The sequence below is a fragment of the Rubellimicrobium rubrum genome (genome assembly GCF_006152115.1).
GTDB lineage: Bacteria > Pseudomonadota > Alphaproteobacteria > Rhodobacterales > Rhodobacteraceae > Rubellimicrobium > Rubellimicrobium rubrum.
The window spans coordinates 231,587-251,213 of record NZ_VDFU01000003.1; the positions used below are offsets into that span (position 1 = coordinate 231,587).

Genomic DNA, 19,627 nt, shown 5'->3' on the forward strand with positions numbered 1-19,627 from the left:
ATTCCTTGATGGATCGATTTAGCGTCGGTTTCGACCGACAAGGGGTCGGCCCCCTCTCGCGCTCGACGGCGGGTTAAGCCAGATTGCGCGCGGCTAACGCACGAGGGATCCGATGGGCGTGTTGAAGACGGAAGTGAAGGCGCTCGTCGTCGGTGGCGGCGCGGTAGGAACCGGCATCGCCTACCACTTGGCCAAGCGCGGCTGGGACACCATGCTGCTTGAACGGGACGAGCTGACCTCGGGCTCCACCTGGCACGCGGCGGGCCTGCTGCCCTTGTTCAACATGGGCTACGCCACCACCCACATCCACAAGTACTCCGTGGACTTCTACAAGTCGCTCGAGGCCGAAACCGGCCTTGATGCGGGCTTCTTTGTCGTGGGCAACCTGCGGATGGCTCAGACCGATGCGCGCATGGACGAATACATGCTCTACTCCACCACCGCCGAAACTGCGGGCGTGGAGCATCACTTCCTGTCCCCCAAGGAGATCGCCGATCGCTGGCCCCTCGTGCGGACCGAGGACTTGAAGGGCGCGCTGTTCCACCCGCAGGACGGCTACATCAACCCCGCCGACGTCACGATGGCCATGGCCAAGGGCGCCCGCCAGCGCGGCGTCACCATCGAACGCAAGTGGCAGGTGGACGGCTATCACTGGGCGGGCGACCACTGGCAGGTGCAGGTGACCCGCATGGAGGATCGCGGCGGCAACCTTATCGCCACCGACGACCGCGAGGTCATCCGGGCCGAGCATGTCGTCACCGCCACCGGCAACCACGCCCAACGCACCGCCCGCCTCCTCGGGCTCCGCATCCCCGCAATCCCGGTCGAACACCAGTACATCGTGACCGAGCAGGACCCCGCGCTGGTCCAGTGGCGCTCCACCAACCCGCAGCACCCGGTCCTGCGCGACGCCGACGCCAAGTGGTACGTCCGCGAGGAGCGGGGCGGCTGGATCCTTGGGCCCTACGAGCGCAACGCGCCCGCCCGCTTCGAATATGAGGTGCCCGCCGGCTTCCGCGCCGATCTTTTCCCGCTCGACCTCGACCGGATCGAGGCGGAATACATGTCGATGATCCACCGGCTTCCGTCCTCGGAAACCGTGGGCCTCAAGGACGACTACAACGGCCCGATCTGCTACACGCCCGACGGCAACCCGCTTGTCGGCCCCGCGCCGGGCCTGCGCAACATGTGGCTGGCCGAGGGCTTCTCCTTCGGGATCACCGCCGCCGGGGGGACCGGCCACTACCTCGCGCAGATGATGGTGGACGGCGAGGCCGAGATCGACATGGCCTCGCTCGACCCCAAGCGGTTCGGCGGCTGGATGACGACCGAATACGCGGCCCGCAAGAACGAGGAAGCCTACGAGAACGTCTTCATCCTCCACCACCCCGACGAGGAGCGGCCCGCCTGCCGCCCGCTTCGCACTTCGCCCGCTTATGACCGGCAAAAGATGCGGGGGGCGCAGTTCGGCCAGGTGAACGGCTGGGAGCGTCCGACCTACTTCGGCCCCCTGGACGCGCCCGAGGGTTTCGACCACGACACCCGCAGCTTCCGGCGCGGCGGCTGGTGGCAGTACGCCGTCAGCGAGGCGCAGGCGATCCGCGAAAAGGTCGGCCTGATCGACGCGACCGCCTTCGCCAAGCACCGGGTCAAGGGGCCGGGCGCGACCGCCTTCCTCGACTGGTTCACCACCAACAAGCTGCCCAAGGTCGGCCGCATCAACCTGACCTACGCGCTGACCGACGCGGGCACCACGCGGACCGAATACACCATCGTCCGTCTGGCCGAGAACGACTACTACCTCGTCTCCGCCGGCGCCTGGTCGGATTACGACGGCGACTTCCTCCGCAAATCCGTGGAGGACATGGAGCCCACCTTTGGCCGCATCGAGGTGCAGGACGTCACGACCCAGTGGGGCGTCTTCGCCCTCGCCGGCCCCAACTCCCGCGCGCTGCTGAACGCGGTCATCAAGGATGGCGACCCCGCCACCGCCTTGTCGAACAAGCGTTTCCCCTGGCTGTCGTCCCGGCGGATCGAGCTTGGCATGGTCCCCGTCCAGGCGATCCGTGTGGCCTACACCGGCGAGCTGGGCTGGGAACTGCACCACCCGATCGAGATGCAGAACCACCTGTTCGACCTGCTGATGAAGGCCGGGGAGGCGCATGGCCTGACCCTCGTGGGCGCGCGCGCCCAGAACTGGCTCCGTCAGGAGAAGAGCTACCGCGCATTCGGCAACGAACTCGGCCGCGACGCGACGCCGCTCGAAGCCGACCTGCCGCGCTTCGTGGACATGACCAAGGACTTCCGGGGCAAGGATGCCATGCAGGCGCTGGGCATCCGCTCCAAGTGCGTCACGGTCCTGATCGACGGCCCTGCCGACGCCGACCCCTGGGGCCGCGAGGCGCTGTACGCGGAGGACGGCACCAAGGTCGGACGCCTCACCTCGGGTGGCTACTCGGTGGCCTTCGGCCAGTCGATCGGCATGGGCTACATCCGCCCGGACCTCGCCGTACCGGGCACACGCCTCAAGGTCCGCATGTTCCGCGAGCTCTTCGACGCCGTGGTGACCGAGGACAGCCCCTACGATCCCCAGAACGCCCGCATCCGCCAGGACGGCTGAGCCATGGTGGGCGGGCTTCGGCCTGCCCGTGCCATGCCGGGTGTTTTCCCTGGGCGGCGCGGCTAGTGTTCCGGCCAATGCCACGCCGCCCGAAGGAGAACCTGATGTCACGCCTCGCTCTCGCCTCCGTTGCCGCGCTTCTGCCGCTGCAAGCCCTGGCCCAGGAGGCGGGCAACCGCTTCGCCTTCTCCCTTCGCGCCGGTTTGGAGGCGCGGCCGGGCTACTTCGGCTCGGACGAAGTGGCGGCCAGTCCCGACCTCGCCTTTTCCCTCGACAGCCTGAGTCTCGGGCCCCTGTCCTTCGGCGACCCCGATTCCCCTGCCGTGCAGGAGGGGTTCGGCCTGCGCGGCTCCTTCCGCTACCTGCCCGAGCGGAGCGCCGACGACTACGAGGAGCTGGCCGGGTTGAACGACGTGGACGGGGCCTTTGAGCTTGGCGCCGGCCTGTCCTATGCCCAGCCCTGGTGGGAGGCCTTCGCGGTGGTCCGCTATGGCGTGACGGGCCATGAATCCCTGGTGGCCGACCTCGGCATGGACCTGATCGCCCGCCCGTCGGACCGCCTTTCGCTGCGCCTGGGCCCCCGGGCGTTCATCGGCTCGGACGATTTCGCGCAGACCTATTTCGGCGTCACCGGAGCCGAGGCCGCGACCAGCGCCTTTTCCGCCTTCGATGCGGAGGGCGGCATCCTGTCGGCCGGGCTCGAGGCCAGCGTCGAATATCGTCTCTCGGACCCTTGGGGTATCGAAGCCGGGCTGCGGCTCGACCGCCTGCGCAACGACGCCGCCGCGAGCCCGATCACGACCGAGGACAACCAGCTTTCGGCCTTCGTGGGCGTTACCCGGCGCTTCGATCTGCGGTTCTGACCCGGATGGGACGCGAGGCGCGCCCCACCCATGGCCAGATGGTTCAGCCTGCCTTGGCAAGGTAGGGGATCGACCCCGCCAGATCGGTGTCGTCGATGACGTAGAAGTTGCTCACGCTGCCAGCCTGCCGCGCCTGCACGAAGGGCGCATAGTCGGGGTCGTTGGCGAAGGCTTCGGCGGCATCGGCGGACGGGAACTCGATCAGGGCGACCAGGGTGACATCCGGCCGCTCGCCTTCGAGTACCCGGACGTTGCCGCTGCGGGACAGGTACCGCCCTCCGTGCCGGGCGGCGATGTCATGCACCCGTGCGGCGTAGTCCGGAATCCATGAGTCGTCGGTGACCTTCACTTGGGCGATCAGGTATGCGGGCATTGTGGTCCTCCCTTGCAGTTCCGTTGGCTGATAGGCGGCGACCCCTTCAGGGGGTCACCGTCCGATCACGCCACGGATAGCAGGCGAAGGCCCGTCGATCACTCGCCGAATGGGCAGGCCCCGCAATGACTCGGGCCGCGGCCCGGCGACAGGCTCAGACCAGCCGCGCCGACCCCACCGCCGCCTTCACGAACCCCGCGAAAAGCGGATGCGGCTGGAAGGGCTTGGACTTCAGCTCGGGGTGGAACTGCACGCCGATGAACCAGGGATGCCCCGACCATTCCACGATCTCGGGCAGGCGGCCATCCGGGCTCATGCCCGTGAAGCAAAGCCCGCACTCCTCCAGCTTCTCGCGGAAGGCGGTGTCCACCTCGTAGCGGTGGCGGTGCCGCTCCTCGATCTCGTGTGCGCCGTAGACGTCCGACACCAGCGACCCCGGCTTCAGTTGCGCCGTATAGGCCCCAAGGCGCATGGTGCCGCCCTTGTCGTCGGTGACCTTGCGCTCGACCACATGGTTGCCCTGCACCCATTCGCGCAGGTGGTATACCACGGGCGTAAAGCGCTTGTGCCCCGCCTCGTGGTCGAACTCCTCCGATCCGGCGTTCTCGACCTTGGCCACGTTGCGCGACGCCTCGATCACGGCCAACTGCATCCCCAGGCAGATGCCCAGATAGGGGATGTGATGCTCGCGCGCGTATTTCGCGGCGGCGATCATCCCTTCGGTCCCGCGCTCGCCGAAACCCCCGGGCACGAGGATCGCGTCGAAGTCCTCCAGATACGGGGCAGGGTCCTCGCGCTCGAACAGCTCGCTCGACACCCACTCGGCCTTGACGCGCACGCGGTTGGCCATGCCGCCATGAGTCAGCGCCTCGGCGATGGATTTGTACGCGTCTTCAAGCTGCGTGTACTTGCCGACGACCGCGACCTTCACCTCGCCCTCGGGGTTCTCGAGCCGGTCCATGACGTCGAGCCACCGCGCGAGGTTCGGCTTGGGCGCGGGCGAGATGCCAAAGGCGTCCAGAACGGCCTGGTCCAACCCTTCCTTGTGATAGGCCAGCGGCGCCTCGTAGATGGACTTGAGGTCATAGGCGGCGATCACCGCTTCTTTCCGGACGTTGCAGAACAGCGCGATCTTTTCGCGCTCCCGCTCGGGGATCGGATGCTCGGACCGGCACACGAGCACATCGGGGGCAAGGCCGATGGACTGCAGCTCCTTGACCGAATGCTGCGTGGGCTTGGTCTTCAGCTCCCCCGAGGCCGCCAGATAAGGCAGAAGCGTCAGGTGCATCAGGATGCACTGGCCACGCGGGCGTTCATGCGTGAACTGGCGGATGGCCTCAAAGAAGGGCAGACCCTCGATGTCACCCACCGTGCCGCCGATCTCGCACAGCATGAAGTCGACCTCGTCCTCGCCCACGGCAAGGAAGTCCTTGATCTCGTTGGTGACGTGCGGGATCACCTGGATCGTCTTGCCCAGATAGTCGCCCCGCCGCTCCTTCTCCAGCACGGTCGAATAGATCCGCCCCGAGGACACCGAATCCGTCCGCCGCGCCGCGACGCCCGTGAACCGCTCGTAGTGCCCCAGATCGAGGTCGGTCTCGGCCCCGTCGTCGGTCACGAAGACTTCGCCATGCTCGAAGGGCGACATCGTCCCGGGATCGACGTTCAGGTAGGGATCAAGCTTCCGGAGCCGCACCGTATAGCCGCGCGCCTGCAGGAGAGCGCCCAGCGCGGCCGAAGCCAGACCCTTGCCCAGGGACGAAACCACGCCGCCGGTGATGAAGATGTAGCGCGCCATCAAGGCCCCCGTGGTGTGCAAAAGGAATCAGGATCGGCGCGCCCTGGGACGCGCCGCCACGGGGTTTCCCCTTAATCGGAAGCGCCCCGCCTGCGCAACCGGCGAACGCTCGACGTAGCGTCAGTCGCCTGCGGGAACCAGCGGCGCGTCCTGCGGCGCGGCCGTACCCGCATCAGTCCCGGCCGGCGGAGGCAGAAGGCTGCCGCCACCCAGGTCGGGCAACGTGGGGGCCTCGTCCTCGGCGGCATCGGCGCCGCCCGCGTTGATCTGGTCCACGACCGAGGAACTGGCCGACTTCTCGGCCGCAATGATGGTCAGGATGACCGAGGTCACCATGAAGGCCCCGCCGATGAGCCAGGTCGCCCGGCCCAGCGCGGTGGCCTGTGCGCGGCCGGTCATCGCGCCGCCTCCGCCCATGCCCAGCCCGCCGCCTTCGGAGCGCTGGAGAAGCACCACCCCGATCAGCGCGACGGCGAGGATCAGGAGGATCACGAGGGCGACGTTTTCCATGGAGCTTTTCCCAAGGGGCGGAACGGGGCGCTTCTAAAGGGACTCTCCGGGGCCTGCAAGCCTGTCCTCCGCACGGCTTCCCCCCTGGTCACGGCACCGCTATAGGGGGCGCGGTTTGCATGAAGGGGAACGGACATGGCCAACGTCGTCGTCGTGGGCGCGCAATGGGGCGACGAAGGAAAGGGCAAGATCGTCGACTGGCTCTCCGAGCGGGCCGACATCGTCGCCCGGTTCCAGGGCGGCCACAACGCGGGCCACACGCTCGTCGTCGGCGGCCAGGTCTACAAGCTTTCGCTCCTCCCGTCCGGGATCGTGCGCGGCAAGCTGTCGGTGATCGGCAACGGCGTGGTGCTCGACCCCTGGGCGCTGCTGGAGGAGATCGCCCGCCTCGAAGGGCAGGGCGTCCGCATCACCCCCGACAACCTCATGATCGCCGAGAACACGCCCCTGATCCTGCCGCTTCACGGGGAACTGGACCGCGCCCGCGAAAGCAGCACGGCGGTCGCCAAGATCGGCACTACCGGGCGCGGTATCGGCCCCGCCTACGAGGACAAGGTCGGTCGCCGCTCGATCCGCGTGGCCGACCTGTTCGACCCCGCGACGGTCGTCCAGCGCATCGAGCGGCTGCTTACCCACCACAACGCGCTGCGCCGTGGCCTGGGCCTGCCCGAGGTGGACGGCGAGGCGCTGCGCGCCCAGCTCCAGGAAATCGCGCCGAAGCTCCGCCCCTATGCCGCGCCCGTCTGGAAGCTCCTCAACGAGGCGCGCCGCGCCGGCAAGCGCATCCTGTTCGAAGGCGCGCAAGGCTCGCTCCTCGACGTGGATTTCGGCACCTATCCCTTCGTGACCTCCTCCACGACGCTGGCCGGGCAGGCCGCGACCGGGACCGGCGTCGGCCCGTCTGCGGTGGGATTCGTGCTGGGCATCGTCAAGGCCTACACCACCCGTGTGGGCGAGGGTCCCTTCGCCGCCGAACTGCACGACGACATCGGAGAGCATCTGCGCACCGTCGGCCACGAGCGCGGCACCGTCACGGGCCGCAACCGCCGCTGCGGCTGGTTCGACGCCGTGCTCGTGCGCCAGACTTGCGCCCTGTCGGGCGTGAACGGCATCGCGCTGACCAAGATGGACGTGCTGGACGGCCTGCCCGAGCTCAAGATCTGCGTGGCCTACGACCTGGATGGCGAACGGCTGGACCACCTGCCCACCGCCGCCGACGCCCAGGCCCGCTGCAAGCCCATCTACGAGACCGTCGAGGGCTGGACCGGGTCCACCGCCGGCGCGCGGTCCTGGGCCGAGCTTCCCGCCCAGGCCATCAAGTATGTCCGCCGCATCGAGGAACTGATCCAGTGCCCCGTCGCGTTGGTCTCCACGAGCCCCGAGCGCGAGGACACCATCCTCGTGACCGACCCCTTCTCGGATTGACAGCATGGCCCTGAGCTACCGCGCCCGCCGCCGCTGGGCCTACCTGATCCTGCTGGTCGGGCTTCCCGCCTACATCGTCGTCTCGGTGACGCTGGTGAACTGGCTCGAGCGTCTCTACGGCCGCCCGCCCTTGTGGCTCGAACTCATCGTGTATGTCGGGCTGGGGGTGCTCTGGGCGCTGCCCTTCCGGGCCCTGTTCCGGGGGGTCGGGCGTGAGGACCCCGACAAGCCGAGCGTCGACTGACGCCGGCTCGTCCGGTCCCCCTCGGCCGCCCTATCGCGCCTGTTTCCCCGGATGGAACCGGCTTCGCGGTCCGGGCCTGTAGGACCCGTTCCCCTCGCGCGCCAGCTTGCCTTCGCGCAGCAACGCACTGATGCAGCCCAGCCCGTCCTCCGGCGAAAGGGTACCGGAAAGCCGGCTCGCGGCCAGGGTCATCAGGGTCGGGGGGTCGCAGGCCTCCCGTCCCCCCGTGCCGGCCGCCCAGGCCGCCGCGGCTTCCAGCAGGTCGGGCAGGCTCCGGGCCCCCACCCGGTCCGCGAAGTCGGCAAAGGGCTGGAGCTCCGAACCGGTGCCTTCCTCCAGCGGCTCCGGCCCGTGATCCACCCGCTGCGACGCCTTGAGCCGAAGCGGAGGCGGCGTGGAGGGTCCGCCCCTGGGTCGCGACCCTACGGCGTCGCGCAGGTCGTTGCGGAAGACACCGTGCCGCACCACCCCGCCGGCATTCGCCTCTCCCAGGACGCGCTCGGCCTCGGTGGCGGCCACGGCGGCCTTGAGGCTGGCGATCGCGTCGCGACGACGGGCTGACTCGGGATCGGCCAGATGGCTGTCGGCCTGCGACAGGATTCGGTCCAGCACCGCATCGTCGTCGGGGGGCGGAGCCGGCAGCCGCCGCCGTCCGGTCGGAGCGGCGCCCGGCGTTTTGGTCGCCCGAAGGACCAGCCCGGTCCCGTCCACATCCACGACAACGCGCGCCGCGCCACCGCGCTTCGCGATGCAGGCCAGCGCCTTGCCGTCGAGGCGGCTGCGTCCTTCCGCCAAGGTCAGGCCCTCTCCCGCACGGCCAAGATGCTCCTCGACCGCGACCATCGCCGCCGCCGGGTCGTCGAAACCCTCCAGGCGGCAGGAGAACGCCCCGAAGGTGACTTGGAGACTCTTGAAAGGGTCGGCCATGCCATTGCTCGCTTTCTGGCGCTCCCGCACTGACAACTTGTCAGCGGAGTTGGAGTTGGTGCTTAACGCGCAGGAGAACCGGGCGGGTTCTTTATTGACCGTTTCATGGCGGCCCTCCGCTCAGGGAAACAATGCATGAGTTCGCAAGTGATCGTCCATAGCATGACACCGGTTACACTGATCGGTGGGGCAGGGGCCAGTGCGGAAGACATGACTTTGGCCCTTTCGCTCGCCCCGATTCTCACCGTGGCCGATGGCGGCGCCGACACCGCGCTGGCCCTGGGCCTGACTCCGCAGGCGGTGATCGGCGACATGGACAGCCTGAGCCCGCAGGCGGCGGCGGCCTTTGCCGCGGTCCTTCACCCGGTGGCCGAGCAGGACACCACGGACTTCGACAAGGCGCTGACCCACATCGACGCGCCGCTCATCCTGGCGCTGGGGTTCTCGGGCGGGCGGCTCGACCACGAACTTGCGGCGCTCCACAGCCTCGTGCTGCGCGCCGACCGGCCCTGCCTCCTCCTGGGCTCCGAGACGCTGGCCTTCCATTGCCCGCCGGACCTCCTGCTGCCCCTTGCGGCGGGAACGCTGGTGTCGCTGTTCCCCTTCGGCGCGGTCCGTGTCGCGTCCCAGGGGCTGCGCTGGCCGACCGACCACCTCGATTTTGCCCCCGACCGGCGCATCGGCACCTCGAACCAGGCCACGGGCGAGGTCCGGCTCCGTCCCGCCGCGCCGGGGATGCTGGTCATCCTGCCGCGTGCGACGCTGCCTCTGGTGGCGGAACCTCTGCGCCGCGCGCCGCGCTGGCCAGTCGCTCCCGGTTGATGACATACAGGCCCGAGGCCACGATCACCCCGATCCCCACCCAGGTCAGCGCGTTCGGGAAATCGCCGAATACCAAGTAGCCCAGCGCGACCGAGGTCACGATCTCCAGGTAGTTCAGGGGCGCGAGCGTGGCCGAGGGCGCAAAGCGCAGCGCCACCGTCATCAGCATGTGCGATACGGCCGAGGCCGCGCCCACCCCCAAAAGCCAGGCCCAAGCCCAGCCCTGCGGCCATGCGGCGTCGAACTCCGGCGACCCGCTCCCCTCCGCCCACCACAGCACCGGCAGGCAGATCGCGGAGGCGAGGACCGAGGTGTGCAACTGCATCGGAACCGGGTGCATCCGGGGCGACAAGCCGCGCGTGATCAGCATGTAGAAGGCAAAGCTCAGCGCCGTCGCCAGCGGCCACAGCGCCACGAACCCAAAGGCCGCCAGACTGGGCTGGATCACCAGGAGGCACCCCCCGAAGCCCACCGCGCAGGCCGCGATCCGGCGCGGCCCCACAGCGTCCCCGAACACGAGCCGCCCCAGGATCAGCAGCACGAACGGCATGACAAAGACGATGGCTAGGGCATCCGCCAGCGGCATCACGTCGATGGCCGAGACGAAGGCAAAGGTGGACACCACCAGGCACAGACCGCGCAAGGCAACGGGCCCGACCAGCCGCAGGGGCAGCCCCAGCCCGTGCCCGCCCAGCGCCGCCAACGGCAGCATCAAGGCCCCCTGCACCACGAAGCGCGCCGCCGTGACCTGCCCTACGGGCAAGGTCTGCGCCGCAAGCTTGGAGGCCACGTCGATCAGCGGGGCGGTGACCACAAAGCCCAGCATCAGGGCCACGCCGGTCAGGATGCGGTCGGTCATGATCGAGGTCCGGGCTCAGTGTACGCCGCTCCTAGCAGCGGCAAGGGGGCAGGGCCAGGGTGCCGCATGGTGCGCGGCATGCGCACATGCTAGCCCGCCGCCGAACGACGCTCCCGAAGGATACCCCCGATGCGCTTCATGTTCCGCTCCGCCTTGGCTGCCCTGGCGCTCTCTGCCGCGCCGGTCCTGGCGCAGGACATCGGCGTCCACGATGCTTACGCGATCACCGCCATCCCGGGCGCGCCCACCGGCTCGGCCTATATGCTCATCCATAATCACGCCTCCGCCGCCGACCGGCTGATCGGGGCCTCATCGCCCGCCGCCGACCGGGTGGAGATCCACGAGAACCTCGAAGAGAACGGCGTCATCCGCATGCGCCACGTCGAGGAGGGACTCGAACTGCGGCCGGGCAGCGTGCTGCTGCTCAATCGCGGCGGGCCGCACCTCATGTTCCTGGGCATCACCGATTCCTTCGAGGACGGCGACACCGTCCCCATCACCCTGACCTTCGAAAAGGCCGGAGACGTCCCGGTCGAGGCGATCGTGGACCTCAGCCGCCTCACCGAGGATGCAGAGGGCGATCCCGCCATGGATCATGACGCGATGGACCACGGCACCATGGACCACGATGCGATGGATCACGGGGCCATGGACCACGGCACCACGGACGGCGGCGGGGCGGCGCATGGCCACGCCGACCATCAGCACACGGACGGGCAGGGCGGCTGACGCAGGCCTAGCGGCAGATCGCCTCGGCGCGGTTGGCAAAGGCGCGGTAGCGCGCCCAGAAGGCCTCGTCCCCGGCGCGGTCCGAGACGCGGGTGCTCTGCGCCTCGTCCGGGTCGCTGAACAGCCGGGCCGCCCGCCGCTGGTCCGCGCCCGACAGCGACTGGTTCGCCACCCCCTGGATGCAGGAGCAAAGCTGCGGGTTCGCCGCATTGCGCCCTCCCGCCATGCAGGCCTGGCCGATCTCGCCCGACACGCCGCCGCCGCAGCCGCCCATCACCCAGAGCGCGCCCAGCGCCGCGCACAGCCCGAATCTCCGCACGTCCCTGCCTCTTCGTGTTCTGCCCGCCGGCCATCATGACCGCCCCCGCGCCCAAGCGCAATTCACGCTCCCGCGGCGCCCCGGAACCGCGACCCCCGCGACCTCACGAAGGCGCGACCACGCGGGCGGGCGCAGGGACACCAGAGCGCATTGACGCGTTCCCCAAACGCCCCCATAGCGTGCGCCCATGACCGATCTGTCCCGCATCCGCAACTTCTCCATCGTGGCTCATATCGACCACGGCAAATCCACTCTCGCCGACCGGCTGATCCAGTCGACCGGGACGGTCGCCGACCGCGACATGAAGGAGCAGTTGCTCGACTCGATGGACATCGAACGCGAGCGCGGGATCACCATCAAGGCGAACACCGTCCGCATCGACTACAAGGCCAAGGACGGCCAGCAATACGTCCTGAACCTGATCGACACGCCCGGCCACGTGGACTTCGCCTACGAGGTCAGCCGTTCCATGCGCGCGGTCGAAGGCTCGCTCCTCGTCGTGGACGCCTCCCAGGGGGTCGAGGCGCAGACGCTGGCCAACGTCTACCAGGCGCTCGACGCGGGCCACGAGATCGTGCCCGTCCTCAACAAGATCGACCTCCCCGCCGCCGAGCCCGAGCGCGTCGCCCGCCAGATCGAGGACGTGATCGGCCTCGACGCCTCGGACGCCGTGATGATCTCGGCCAAGTCCGGCCTGGGCATCCCCGACGTGCTCGAGGCCATCGTCCACCGCCTTCCCGCGCCCAAGGGCGACCGGGACGCGCCGCTCAAGGCGATGCTGGTGGATTCGTGGTACGACGCCTATCTCGGCGTGGTGGTCATGGTCCGCGTCATGGACGGCGTCCTCAAGCGCGGCGACCGCATCCGCATGATGCAGACCAACGCCGTCTATCCCGTGGACACGCTCGCCGTCCTGCGCCCCCAGATGGTCTCCATCCCCGAACTCGGCCCGGGCGAGATCGGCGTGCTCACCGCCCAGATCAAGCAGGTCCGCGACACCCGCGTGGGCGACACCATCACCCACGAACGCAAGGGCGCGACCGAGGCGTTGCCCGGCTTCAAGCCCGCGCAGCCCGTGGTGTTCTGCGGCCTCTTCCCCGTGGACGCCGCCGACTTCGAGGATCTGCGCGACGCCATCGAAAAGCTCGCCCTCAACGACGCCTCCTTCACCTACGAGATGGAAACCTCGGCCGCCCTCGGCTTCGGCTTCCGCTGCGGCTTCCTGGGCCTCCTCCACCTGGAGGTGATCCGGGACCGGCTCGAACGCGAATACGACATCGACCTCATCACCACCGCGCCCTCCGTGGTTTACCACCTCTACATGCGCGACGGCACGATGACGGAACTGCACAACCCCGCCGACATGCCCGACCTCACCCTGGTGGACCACCTGGAGGAGCCGCGCATCAAGGCCACGATCCTTGTGCCCGACGAATACCTGGGCGCCGTGCTCAAGCTCTGCCAGGACCGCCGCGGCATCCAGCTCGACCTCAGCTATGCCGGCACCCGCGCCATGGCCGTCTATGACCTCCCCCTGAACGAGGTGGTCTTCGACTTCTACGACCGCCTCAAGTCGGTGACGACCGGCTACGCGAGCTTCGACTACCAGATCACCGGCTACCGCGAGGACGCCCTCGTCAAGATGTCGATCCTGGTGAACGACGAACCCGTGGACGCCCTGTCCATGATGGTCCACCGCGACCGGGCCGAGATGCGGGGCCGCGCGATGGTCGAGAAGCTCAAGGACCTGATCCCCCGCCACATGTTCAAGATCCCGATCCAGGCCGCCATCGGCGGCAAGGTCATAGCCCGCGAGACGCTGTCGGCGCTCCGCAAGGACGTGACCGCCAAATGCTATGGCGGCGACGCGACGCGGAAGCGCAAGCTTCTCGACAAGCAGAAGGCGGGCAAGAAGAAGATGCGGCAGTTCGGGAAGGTCGATATCCCGCAGGAGGCGTTTATCTCGGCGCTGAAGATGGATGGGTGATGCCTTCAGTATGTTTTTGGCCTCTTCCGGGGGGCGAATAGATGAAACTGTACAAATATCTTTCGTTTCCCAGAATCGACGTGCTGCAGGGAATGCGTATTCGGCTAACGCAGCCGCAGTGCTTCAACGATCCGTTCGACCTGCGTCCCAGCTTCCAACTACTATCTCGGGATGACATCGAACAGTTGCCCTTAGCCTTCGACGAACGCGGACTCCCAACAGGAGGACGGCTTCTAACTCCGGACATTCTTAAGACAATATTTGAGTTCGCGTTACCAACTCTGATTGAACTTCAAACAAGCGACCCTTCTGCTGGTGCAGCTTACTCCGTCGATAACAACCAACTTGCTCAAAATGCGCTCGGTGACCAGTTCGGGGTGCTCTCCTTATCGAGTACTCATGACAATCTTCTGATGTGGGCTCACTACGCTCAAGATCATACGGGCTTCGTAGTTGAATTGGACTCTTCGCACTCATTCTTTCACGGTGAGGAGCTAGTACAGAGCCTGCCTAGATTGAGCGCAGTCGAGTACTCCGACACGCGTCCGGTCCTTTCAGTTACGACTATTCACCATCCGGCGGCATTCCTGAGGAAAAGTAACGCTTGGTCTTATGAACAGGAGTGGCGTCTAATTCGGCCGCTGAATGAAGCCTCTGATGTTTTTGACAATGGTGGACGTTATCCAATTTGCCTTTTCTCGCTTCCGCCTGAGGCTGTCACCGCTGTTTTCACTGGTGTTCAGATGCTGCCTGAGAACTATCAAGAGTTGACTAGCTTCATTGCCGACGACCCAAGATATCGTCATGTGCGAGTGCACCATATGTCGCTGAGTTCCCATAACTATCGTCTACTTACTTCACCGCCTTTGCCCGGAGCAGAGCTTGATCCTGAGTTCCAGCCACAAGTGCTGTCGGCTCGGCCGTTTAGTGTGTGAGAACCGTAGCTAGCGTGGGTGTGCGGCAGCGCTTCACCTTTCCCACGCTGATGGTGGTGCGCGCCAGCGCGCCCTACAGACTGCTCTCCGGCAATACCGACCCGCGTTGATCGCGTGGTGGACCAATGTAAAAGCGCATTGCGGGGTTCACTCCGCCATGCCTCGATACAAGAACCTCATCTATCGGGGTGCCGGGCTGAGGCCTGCGCCACGGGTTCACACTCAGCCTTCACCGCCAAGGTGAACCGCGTCTTAATCACCCCCACCGCCCGCCGCTCCCACGCCCCCTTAACCCCCGCCCCCTATCCTCCCGCCCATCTCCGATGCCTCCGGAAGCGGCTTGATGAACGGCCGGCCGCTCTCCGATTTCCGGTACCCGACCGTTCAAGCCCCGTCCCGCGCCGCCCGCTAGCACCCCCGGGCATGGTCGGGTCCCTTCCGGGGCCGTGCTGAGACACCGCACCCCTATTTGCGGGGCCCGAGGGGAGGGCACCACTGGGACAACCCCCCAGCCGCCGCGCGTCGAACACGCGACCTCCGCGCCGTGGGCTGGCATCCCGGCGCGGCCCCGGCGCGCGACCCCATGGCAGGGGTGACGGCCCGGGAACCACCCTTCGCCCCGCTCGTTCCCCTGCCGACATTCGAAGGAGAACACCCATGACCGACGACCCCCAGAAGGACGCCGAGATCGAGGCCCGGTTCTGGGCCGCCCTGCGCAAGGACATGACCGTGATGCTCGGCCTCGGGAGCGAGATCGAATCCCGCCCCATGACCGCCCAGATCGAAGGCGATGAGAACCAGGGCCCCATCTGGTTCTTCGGCAACACCGAATCCGACCTCGTGGAGCATCTGGGCCAGGGCGCCAAGGACGCGAGCTTCCATTTCGTGTCCAAGGGCCACGACGTCTGGGCCACGGTGTCCGGCACGCTCCAGGTGGACAACAACAAGGCCATGATCGACGCGCTCTGGAACCCCCACGCCGCCGCCTGGTACGAAAACGGCAAGGACGACCCCAAGCTCGCCTTGCTGCGGATGGACGTGACCCACGCCAAGATCTGGAAGGACGGCTCCTCGCTGGTCGCGGGCTTCCTGTCGATCCTGGGCCGCGACCCCAAGAAGGACTACCAGGACAACGTGGCCGAGGTTTCCCTGCGCTGATCGCGCCCTTGGGCGCCGGGCCGGCTCAGGCGTCCAGGAACACCCGCACGGCCGCCTCCACCTCGCGGGGGCGGTCGGCATGGACCCAGTGGCCCGCGCCCTTCACCCGCGCAAAGCGGGCATGGGGGAACAGCGCCTTGATCCGCGCCCGATGCTCGGGCAGCACATAGGTCGACTCCTCCCCCGACAGGAACAGGACCGGGCCGTCGAACCGCCCCTCGACCTCGGGAAAGCCGATCACCGCCTCCATCGCCGCCTCCAGCGCATCGAGGTTGAGCCGCCAGCGCCGCTCCGACAGATCGAGGCTTTGGAGCAGGAACGGCGCGATGGCCGGATCGGCCTGCATCTGCGCCTCCGCCTCTCCCCGTGATCCCACCGTGCCCAGGTCAACCCGCCGCATCGCGTCGATCTGCGGCTGCTGCGTGTGCCCATACGCCACCGGAGCGATGTCGAGCACGACAAGCTTGCGCACCAGCTCGGGCCGGGACAGCGCCAGCACCATCGCCGCCTTCCCGCCCATCGAATGCCCCATGACGTCCATGGGCTGACCCTCGGCCTCGATGACCTGCGCCAGATCCGCAGCCATCGCCGGATAGTCGTGCAGCGGATCATGGGCGCTCTGCCCATGGTTCCGCATATCCACGGCCAGCACCGCGCGCCCGTCCGACAGGCGCCGGGCGATCACCCCCCAGTTCCGCGCCGACCCGAACAGGCCATGCGCGATGAGAAGGGCGGGGCGGTCGGTCGGGGCGCCGTGGCGGATGACATTGAGCATAGCCCCCCATCTAGCCTCGGGCCGTCCCCCGCTCCAGAGGACTTGCGCCCGAACGCGCCGGAGCCGATCCTGGCGCCATGACCGATCTGCCCGCCCGCTTGGCCGCTCTCCGTTCGCTCCTGGCGGAAAAGCTGGGCGTCGGGCCAGGCGACCTCTCGCGCCAGATCCGCCGGGCCGGACGGCGCCTGCCCAGACGGCTGCGGAGGGACGCCGCCGTGCTGGCCCGCGCCGAGCCCCTGACGCGTCACCCGCGCCTGTCCCGCCTCATCGACCCTGCCGAGGTCCACCGGGCCGAAGCGCGGCTAGCCCGGCATCTGAGCACCATTGACCCGGTCCGTCAAAGACGCGACCGCCGCCAGGACAGGCTGGCGGCGGTCGGGTTCTACATCCTCGTCACCTTCGCGCTGGTCGTAACCGTGCTCTGGTGGCGGGGCTATGTGTGATCAGAGCCCCGGATAGATCGGGAAGCGCTGGCAAAGCGCCTCGACCTCGGCCTTGACCTTCCCCTCGATCGCGGGGTCGCCTTGCAGGTCCGTGGCCTTGAGCCCGTCCACCACCTCGATGATCCAGCGGCCGACCTGCCGGAACTCGTCCTCGCCAAAGCCGCGCGTGGTGGCCGCCGGAGAGCCCAGGCGGACACCGCTCGTCACGGTCGGCTTCTCGGGGTCAAAGGGGACGCCGTTCTTGTTGCAGGTGATGTGGGCGCGGCCCAGCGCCTGTTCGGTCGCATTGCCCTTCACGCCCTTGGGCCGCAGGTCCACCAGCATCAGGTGGGTGTCGGTCCCGCCAGTGACGATATCAAGCCCGCCCTTCATCAGCTCGTCGGCCAGCGCCTGGGCGTTCAGGACCACCTGCTTCTGGTACTCCTTGAACGACGGCTCCAGCGCCTCGCCAAAGGCTACGGCCTTGGCGGCGATGACGTGCATCAGAGGGCCGCCCTGGATGCCGGGAAAGATGGCCGAGTTGACCTTCTTGGCAATCTCCTCGTCGTTCGTCAGGATCATCCCGCCACGCGGGCCGCGCAGCGTCTTGTGCGTGGTCGTCGTCGCGACATGCGCGTGCGGGAAGGGCGACGGGTACAGCCCCGCAGCGACAAGGCCCGCGAAATGCGCCATGTCGACGATCAGGTACGCGCCCACCGAATCCGCGATCTCGCGCATCCGGGCAAAGTCGATGACGCGCGGGATGGCCGAGCCGCCCGCGATGATCGCCTTGGGCCGGTGCTCGCTGGCAAGGGCCGCCACCTGCTCATAATCGAGCAGACTGTCCTGCCGGCGCACGCCGTACTGGATCGCGTTGAACCACTTGCCAGACTGGTTGGGCTTGGCCCCGTGCGTCAGGTGGCCGCCGGCATCAAGGCTCATGCCCAGGATGGTGTCGCCCGGCCGCAGGAGAGCGGTGTAGACCCCCTGGTTCGCCTGGCTGCCGGAGTTGGGCTGCACGTTGGCGAAGCCGCAGCCGAACAGCGCCTTGGCCCGTTCGATGGCCAGCGTCTCGGCGATATCCACGAACTGGCAGCCGCCGTAGTAGCGCTTGCCCGGATAGCCTTCGGCGTATTTGTTGGTCATCACCGAACCCTGCGCCTCGAGCACGGCGCGCGACACGATGTTCTCGCTCGCGATGAGCTCGATCTCGTGGCGCTGACGACCGAGTTCCTGCGCGATGGCGGCGGCGATCTCGGGGTCGCGGGCGGACAGGGACGTGTCGAAGAAGCCTTGGTCCAGCATCAAGCATCCTTTCGGGCGGGTTGCGTCCTCTTAGCCGTCCGCCGCGACGCGGGCGAGACGCAAAACGACGCGGGGGCGACCTCTCGCGGCCCCGATGCGGCGCTTGCGTTTCGTATCGTGGCGGCGGACAACCTCGGGGAAACCTCAGGGACCACCCGGCCCATGTCCGAGCTTCGCATCTGCTTCGTGGCCAGCGACGCGACCCTGGCCCGCGAGGCTCAGGCCCGGCTCGCCAATCGCTATGGCCAAGTCCCGCTTGAGAACGCCGATGTCGTCGTCGCGCTGGGCGGCGACGGCTTCATGCTCCAGACCCTCCACGCCGTGCAGCGGAGCGAGACGCCGGTCTATGGCATGAACCGGGGTACCGTGGGCTTCCTTATGAACGCCTACCGGGAAAGCGAGCTGCGCCACCGTCTTGTCCAGGCCGAACTGGCCGTCATCAATCCCCTGCGGATGCGGGCCTCGCCCGTCGGCGGCGGGATCGAGGAAGCCCTCGCCATCAACGAGGTGTCGCTCCTCCGGGCCGGTCCCCAGGCGGCCAAGCTTAGGGTCTCGGTGGACGGCAAGGTGCGGATGGAGGAACTGGTCTGCGACGGGGCGCTGGTCGCCACGCCCGCCGGGTCCACGGCCTACAACTACTCGGCGCACGGTCCCGTGCTGCCCATCGGGGCTGAGGTGCTGGCCCTGACTGCCATCGCTCCGTTCCGGCCGCGCCGGTGGCGGGGGGCGCTGATCCCCAGGGACGCCGTCGTTCGCTTCGACGTGGTGGAGCCGCAGAAACGCCCGGTCCGGGCCGATGCGGACTCCCGTCCGGTGCAGGATGTGGTCTGGGTCGAGATCGCCTCCGAGCCCGCCGTGCGCCACCATCTCCTCTTCGATCCGGGCCATGGCCTCGATGAACGGCTCATCCGCGAGCAGTTCGCCTGACCCCTCAGGCTTGGCCCAAGCAGCCGACCGCTAGTCGATAACAACTCAACGTCGGCGGGACGAAAGTCCCTAGCACTGTGATGTTTTTGCCTAGTCCGGAGCGTGCCCCCTCTTTCGCTGCATCGGACCCGCGCTTTGGGCCGAGGCAACGAACAGGGCGCACCGACGCCCGAACGGGAGACACCATATGACCATCAGGACCCTTCTCGCCACGGCGGTGCTCGGCCTTTCGCTCGGCCTTTCGGCGGTCCCGGCGCAGGCCGACGGCGGCAACGTCGTCCGGCTGGACCAATGGGGCATGCGCAACGAAGCCGGGCTGGGCCAGGGCGGGGCGCGCAACCGCCTGTCCGTGACGCAGGAGGGCTACGGCAACTCCACCATCGCCACCCAGGACGGGGCGCGCAACCGCACCGTGGTGGGCCAGACCGGAGCCTACAACCGTTCGACTACCTCGCAGGCGGGCCGCTGCAACGTCCTGGGCGTGGCGCAGTTCGGATCGGGCAACGACGTCGATGTGGACCAGGCGGGGCGCTGCAACGCGCTTGGCGTGATCCAGACGGGCCGCAACGGGCACGCCGAAGCCCGGCAGTACGGGCGCGGCAACGTGGCCGTGATCGTTCAGGACTGAT

General features: G+C 67.9%; 20 protein-coding genes. 12 read left to right on the plus strand and 8 right to left on the minus strand.

All coding sequences use genetic code 11. The features are described from left to right. Positions 1 to 121: 121 nt before the first annotated feature. Together FHG66_RS04220 and FHG66_RS04225 are read left to right on the plus strand one after the other, a co-directional pair. Positions 122 to 2,620, plus strand: coding sequence for a GcvT family protein (locus tag FHG66_RS04220; protein ID WP_139075520.1), 2,499 nt, complete (start codon positions 122 to 124; stop codon positions 2,618 to 2,620). A 104-nt stretch (positions 2,621 to 2,724) separates the two neighbouring features. Further along, entirely contained in the window at positions 2,725 to 3,483 is a 759-nt protein-coding gene (locus FHG66_RS04225) for a MipA/OmpV family protein (protein ID WP_176556117.1), read from the plus strand. 43 nt (positions 3,484 to 3,526) lie between these two features. Here the strand turns inward: FHG66_RS04225 and FHG66_RS04230 are convergent, their stop codons facing one another. The 3 genes from FHG66_RS04230 to secG form a co-directional block, all read right to left on the minus strand. Continuing rightward, positions 3,527 to 3,856: a DUF1330 domain-containing protein gene (locus FHG66_RS04230; protein WP_139075435.1), complete on the minus strand. Its 330-nt coding sequence runs from the start codon at positions 3,854 to 3,856 to the stop codon at positions 3,527 to 3,529. A 154-nt stretch (positions 3,857 to 4,010) separates the two neighbouring features. Further along, on the minus strand, positions 4,011 to 5,654 hold the full coding sequence (locus FHG66_RS04235) for a CTP synthase (protein ID WP_139075436.1): 1,644 nt from the start codon (positions 5,652 to 5,654) through the stop codon (positions 4,011 to 4,013). 120 nt (positions 5,655 to 5,774) lie between these two features. After that, positions 5,775 to 6,164 carry a preprotein translocase subunit SecG gene (gene secG / locus FHG66_RS04240; protein ID WP_139075437.1) on the minus strand — a complete coding sequence of 130 codons (390 nt, stop codon included), beginning with the start codon at positions 6,162 to 6,164 and terminating at the stop codon, positions 5,775 to 5,777. 135 nt (positions 6,165 to 6,299) lie between these two features. On the opposite strand from secG, the gene FHG66_RS04245 reads away from it, so the two are divergent. Both FHG66_RS04245 and FHG66_RS04250 read left to right on the plus strand, forming a co-directional pair. Further along, positions 6,300 to 7,589, plus strand: coding sequence for an adenylosuccinate synthase (locus FHG66_RS04245; protein ID WP_139075438.1), 1,290 nt, complete (start codon positions 6,300 to 6,302; stop codon positions 7,587 to 7,589). A 4-nt stretch (positions 7,590 to 7,593) separates the two neighbouring features. Further along, complete coding sequence (locus FHG66_RS04250; protein ID WP_139075439.1) at positions 7,594 to 7,833, plus strand: DUF2842 domain-containing protein; 240 nt, start codon at positions 7,594 to 7,596, stop codon at positions 7,831 to 7,833. A 30-nt stretch (positions 7,834 to 7,863) separates the two neighbouring features. On the opposite strand, the gene FHG66_RS04255 is transcribed toward FHG66_RS04250, so the two are convergent. Further along, positions 7,864 to 8,760, minus strand: a complete 897-nt coding sequence (locus FHG66_RS04255; protein ID WP_139075440.1) for a hypothetical protein — start codon at positions 8,758 to 8,760, stop codon at positions 7,864 to 7,866. Positions 8,761 to 8,895: 135 nt separating this feature from the next. On the opposite strand from FHG66_RS04255, the gene FHG66_RS04260 reads away from it, so the two are divergent. Next, positions 8,896 to 9,582: a thiamine diphosphokinase gene (locus FHG66_RS04260; RefSeq protein WP_139075441.1), complete on the plus strand. Its 687-nt coding sequence runs from the start codon at positions 8,896 to 8,898 to the stop codon at positions 9,580 to 9,582. Here FHG66_RS04260 and FHG66_RS04265 read toward each other — a convergent pair. Beyond that, positions 9,503 to 10,441, minus strand: coding sequence for a DMT family transporter (locus tag FHG66_RS04265; RefSeq protein WP_246082450.1), 939 nt, complete (start codon positions 10,439 to 10,441; stop codon positions 9,503 to 9,505). The genes FHG66_RS04260 and FHG66_RS04265 overlap by 80 nt on opposite strands. Before the next feature lie 129 nt (positions 10,442 to 10,570). Here FHG66_RS04265 and FHG66_RS04270 point away from each other — a divergent pair, with 129 nt between their 5' ends. After that, positions 10,571 to 11,170 carry a copper chaperone PCu(A)C gene (locus FHG66_RS04270; RefSeq protein ID WP_139075442.1) on the plus strand — a complete coding sequence of 200 codons (600 nt, stop codon included), beginning with the start codon at positions 10,571 to 10,573 and terminating at the stop codon, positions 11,168 to 11,170. Between the two features lie 7 nt (positions 11,171 to 11,177). On the opposite strand, the gene FHG66_RS04275 is transcribed toward FHG66_RS04270, so the two are convergent. Continuing rightward, entirely contained in the window at positions 11,178 to 11,489 is a 312-nt protein-coding gene (locus FHG66_RS04275) for an arginine transporter (protein ID WP_342777476.1), read from the minus strand. Positions 11,490 to 11,676: 187 nt separating this feature from the next. Between FHG66_RS04275 and lepA the strand changes: the two genes are divergently transcribed. The 3 genes from lepA (at position 11,677) to FHG66_RS04290 (ending at position 15,569) form a co-directional block, all read left to right on the plus strand. Next, complete coding sequence (lepA, locus tag FHG66_RS04280; protein WP_139075443.1) at positions 11,677 to 13,476, plus strand: translation elongation factor 4; 1,800 nt, start codon at positions 11,677 to 11,679, stop codon at positions 13,474 to 13,476. Positions 13,477 to 13,517: 41 nt separating this feature from the next. Next, positions 13,518 to 14,411 (plus strand): DUF2971 domain-containing protein, encoded by an 894-nt coding sequence (locus FHG66_RS04285; protein WP_139075444.1) that lies wholly within the window; start codon positions 13,518 to 13,520, stop codon positions 14,409 to 14,411. 657 nt (positions 14,412 to 15,068) lie between these two features. Further along, the gene (locus FHG66_RS04290) at positions 15,069 to 15,569 is read left to right on the plus strand and encodes a pyridoxamine 5'-phosphate oxidase family protein (protein WP_139075445.1); all 501 of its coding nucleotides are present in this window, start codon (positions 15,069 to 15,071) and stop codon (positions 15,567 to 15,569) included. A 25-nt stretch (positions 15,570 to 15,594) separates the two neighbouring features. On the opposite strand, the gene FHG66_RS04295 is transcribed toward FHG66_RS04290, so the two are convergent. Beyond that, entirely contained in the window at positions 15,595 to 16,344 is a 750-nt protein-coding gene (locus FHG66_RS04295; protein ID WP_139075446.1) for an alpha/beta fold hydrolase, read from the minus strand. A 77-nt stretch (positions 16,345 to 16,421) separates the two neighbouring features. Here FHG66_RS04295 and FHG66_RS04300 point away from each other — a divergent pair, with 77 nt between their 5' ends. Further along, complete coding sequence (locus FHG66_RS04300) at positions 16,422 to 16,787, plus strand: hypothetical protein (RefSeq protein ID WP_139075447.1); 366 nt, start codon at positions 16,422 to 16,424, stop codon at positions 16,785 to 16,787. Here FHG66_RS04300 and glyA read toward each other — a convergent pair whose 3' ends face one another. Continuing rightward, positions 16,788 to 18,071 carry a serine hydroxymethyltransferase gene (gene glyA / locus FHG66_RS04305; protein WP_139075448.1) on the minus strand — a complete coding sequence of 428 codons (1,284 nt, stop codon included), beginning with the start codon at positions 18,069 to 18,071 and terminating at the stop codon, positions 16,788 to 16,790. Between the two features lie 162 nt (positions 18,072 to 18,233). Here glyA and FHG66_RS04310 point away from each other — a divergent pair, with 162 nt between their 5' ends. Then, positions 18,234 to 18,998, plus strand: coding sequence for an NAD kinase (locus FHG66_RS04310; protein ID WP_139075449.1), 765 nt, complete (start codon positions 18,234 to 18,236; stop codon positions 18,996 to 18,998). A 187-nt stretch (positions 18,999 to 19,185) separates the two neighbouring features. Then, complete coding sequence (locus tag FHG66_RS04315; RefSeq protein ID WP_139075450.1) at positions 19,186 to 19,626, plus strand: hypothetical protein; 441 nt, start codon at positions 19,186 to 19,188, stop codon at positions 19,624 to 19,626. Position 19,627: the final 1 nt, after the last annotated feature.

Excerpts from the sequence above, each read along its gene's own strand:
- FHG66_RS04225 (WP_176556117.1), top strand. The coding sequence starts at position 2,725 with ATGTCACGCCTCGCTCTCGCCTCCGTTGCCGCGCTTCTGCCGCTGCAA.
- FHG66_RS04230 (WP_139075435.1), bottom strand. The coding sequence starts at position 3,856 with ATGCCCGCATACCTGATCGCCCAAGTGAAGGTCACCGACGACTCATGG.
- FHG66_RS04235 (WP_139075436.1), bottom strand. The coding sequence starts at position 5,654 with ATGGCGCGCTACATCTTCATCACCGGCGGCGTGGTTTCGTCCCTGGGC.
- secG (WP_139075437.1), bottom strand. The coding sequence starts at position 6,164 with ATGGAAAACGTCGCCCTCGTGATCCTCCTGATCCTCGCCGTCGCGCTG.
- FHG66_RS04245 (WP_139075438.1), top strand. The coding sequence starts at position 6,300 with ATGGCCAACGTCGTCGTCGTGGGCGCGCAATGGGGCGACGAAGGAAAG.
- FHG66_RS04250 (WP_139075439.1), top strand. The coding sequence starts at position 7,594 with ATGGCCCTGAGCTACCGCGCCCGCCGCCGCTGGGCCTACCTGATCCTG.
- FHG66_RS04255 (WP_139075440.1), bottom strand. The coding sequence starts at position 8,760 with ATGGCCGACCCTTTCAAGAGTCTCCAAGTCACCTTCGGGGCGTTCTCC.
- FHG66_RS04260 (WP_139075441.1), top strand. The coding sequence starts at position 8,896 with ATGAGTTCGCAAGTGATCGTCCATAGCATGACACCGGTTACACTGATC.
- FHG66_RS04265 (WP_246082450.1), bottom strand. The coding sequence starts at position 10,441 with ATGACCGACCGCATCCTGACCGGCGTGGCCCTGATGCTGGGCTTTGTG.
- FHG66_RS04270 (WP_139075442.1), top strand. The coding sequence starts at position 10,571 with ATGCGCTTCATGTTCCGCTCCGCCTTGGCTGCCCTGGCGCTCTCTGCC.
- lepA (WP_139075443.1), top strand. The coding sequence starts at position 11,677 with ATGACCGATCTGTCCCGCATCCGCAACTTCTCCATCGTGGCTCATATC.
- FHG66_RS04285 (WP_139075444.1), top strand. The coding sequence starts at position 13,518 with ATGAAACTGTACAAATATCTTTCGTTTCCCAGAATCGACGTGCTGCAG.
- FHG66_RS04290 (WP_139075445.1), top strand. The coding sequence starts at position 15,069 with ATGACCGACGACCCCCAGAAGGACGCCGAGATCGAGGCCCGGTTCTGG.
- FHG66_RS04295 (WP_139075446.1), bottom strand. The coding sequence starts at position 16,344 with ATGCTCAATGTCATCCGCCACGGCGCCCCGACCGACCGCCCCGCCCTT.
- FHG66_RS04300 (WP_139075447.1), top strand. The coding sequence starts at position 16,422 with ATGACCGATCTGCCCGCCCGCTTGGCCGCTCTCCGTTCGCTCCTGGCG.
- glyA (WP_139075448.1), bottom strand. The coding sequence starts at position 18,071 with ATGCTGGACCAAGGCTTCTTCGACACGTCCCTGTCCGCCCGCGACCCC.
- FHG66_RS04310 (WP_139075449.1), top strand. The coding sequence starts at position 18,234 with ATGTCCGAGCTTCGCATCTGCTTCGTGGCCAGCGACGCGACCCTGGCC.
- FHG66_RS04315 (WP_139075450.1), top strand. The coding sequence starts at position 19,186 with ATGACCATCAGGACCCTTCTCGCCACGGCGGTGCTCGGCCTTTCGCTC.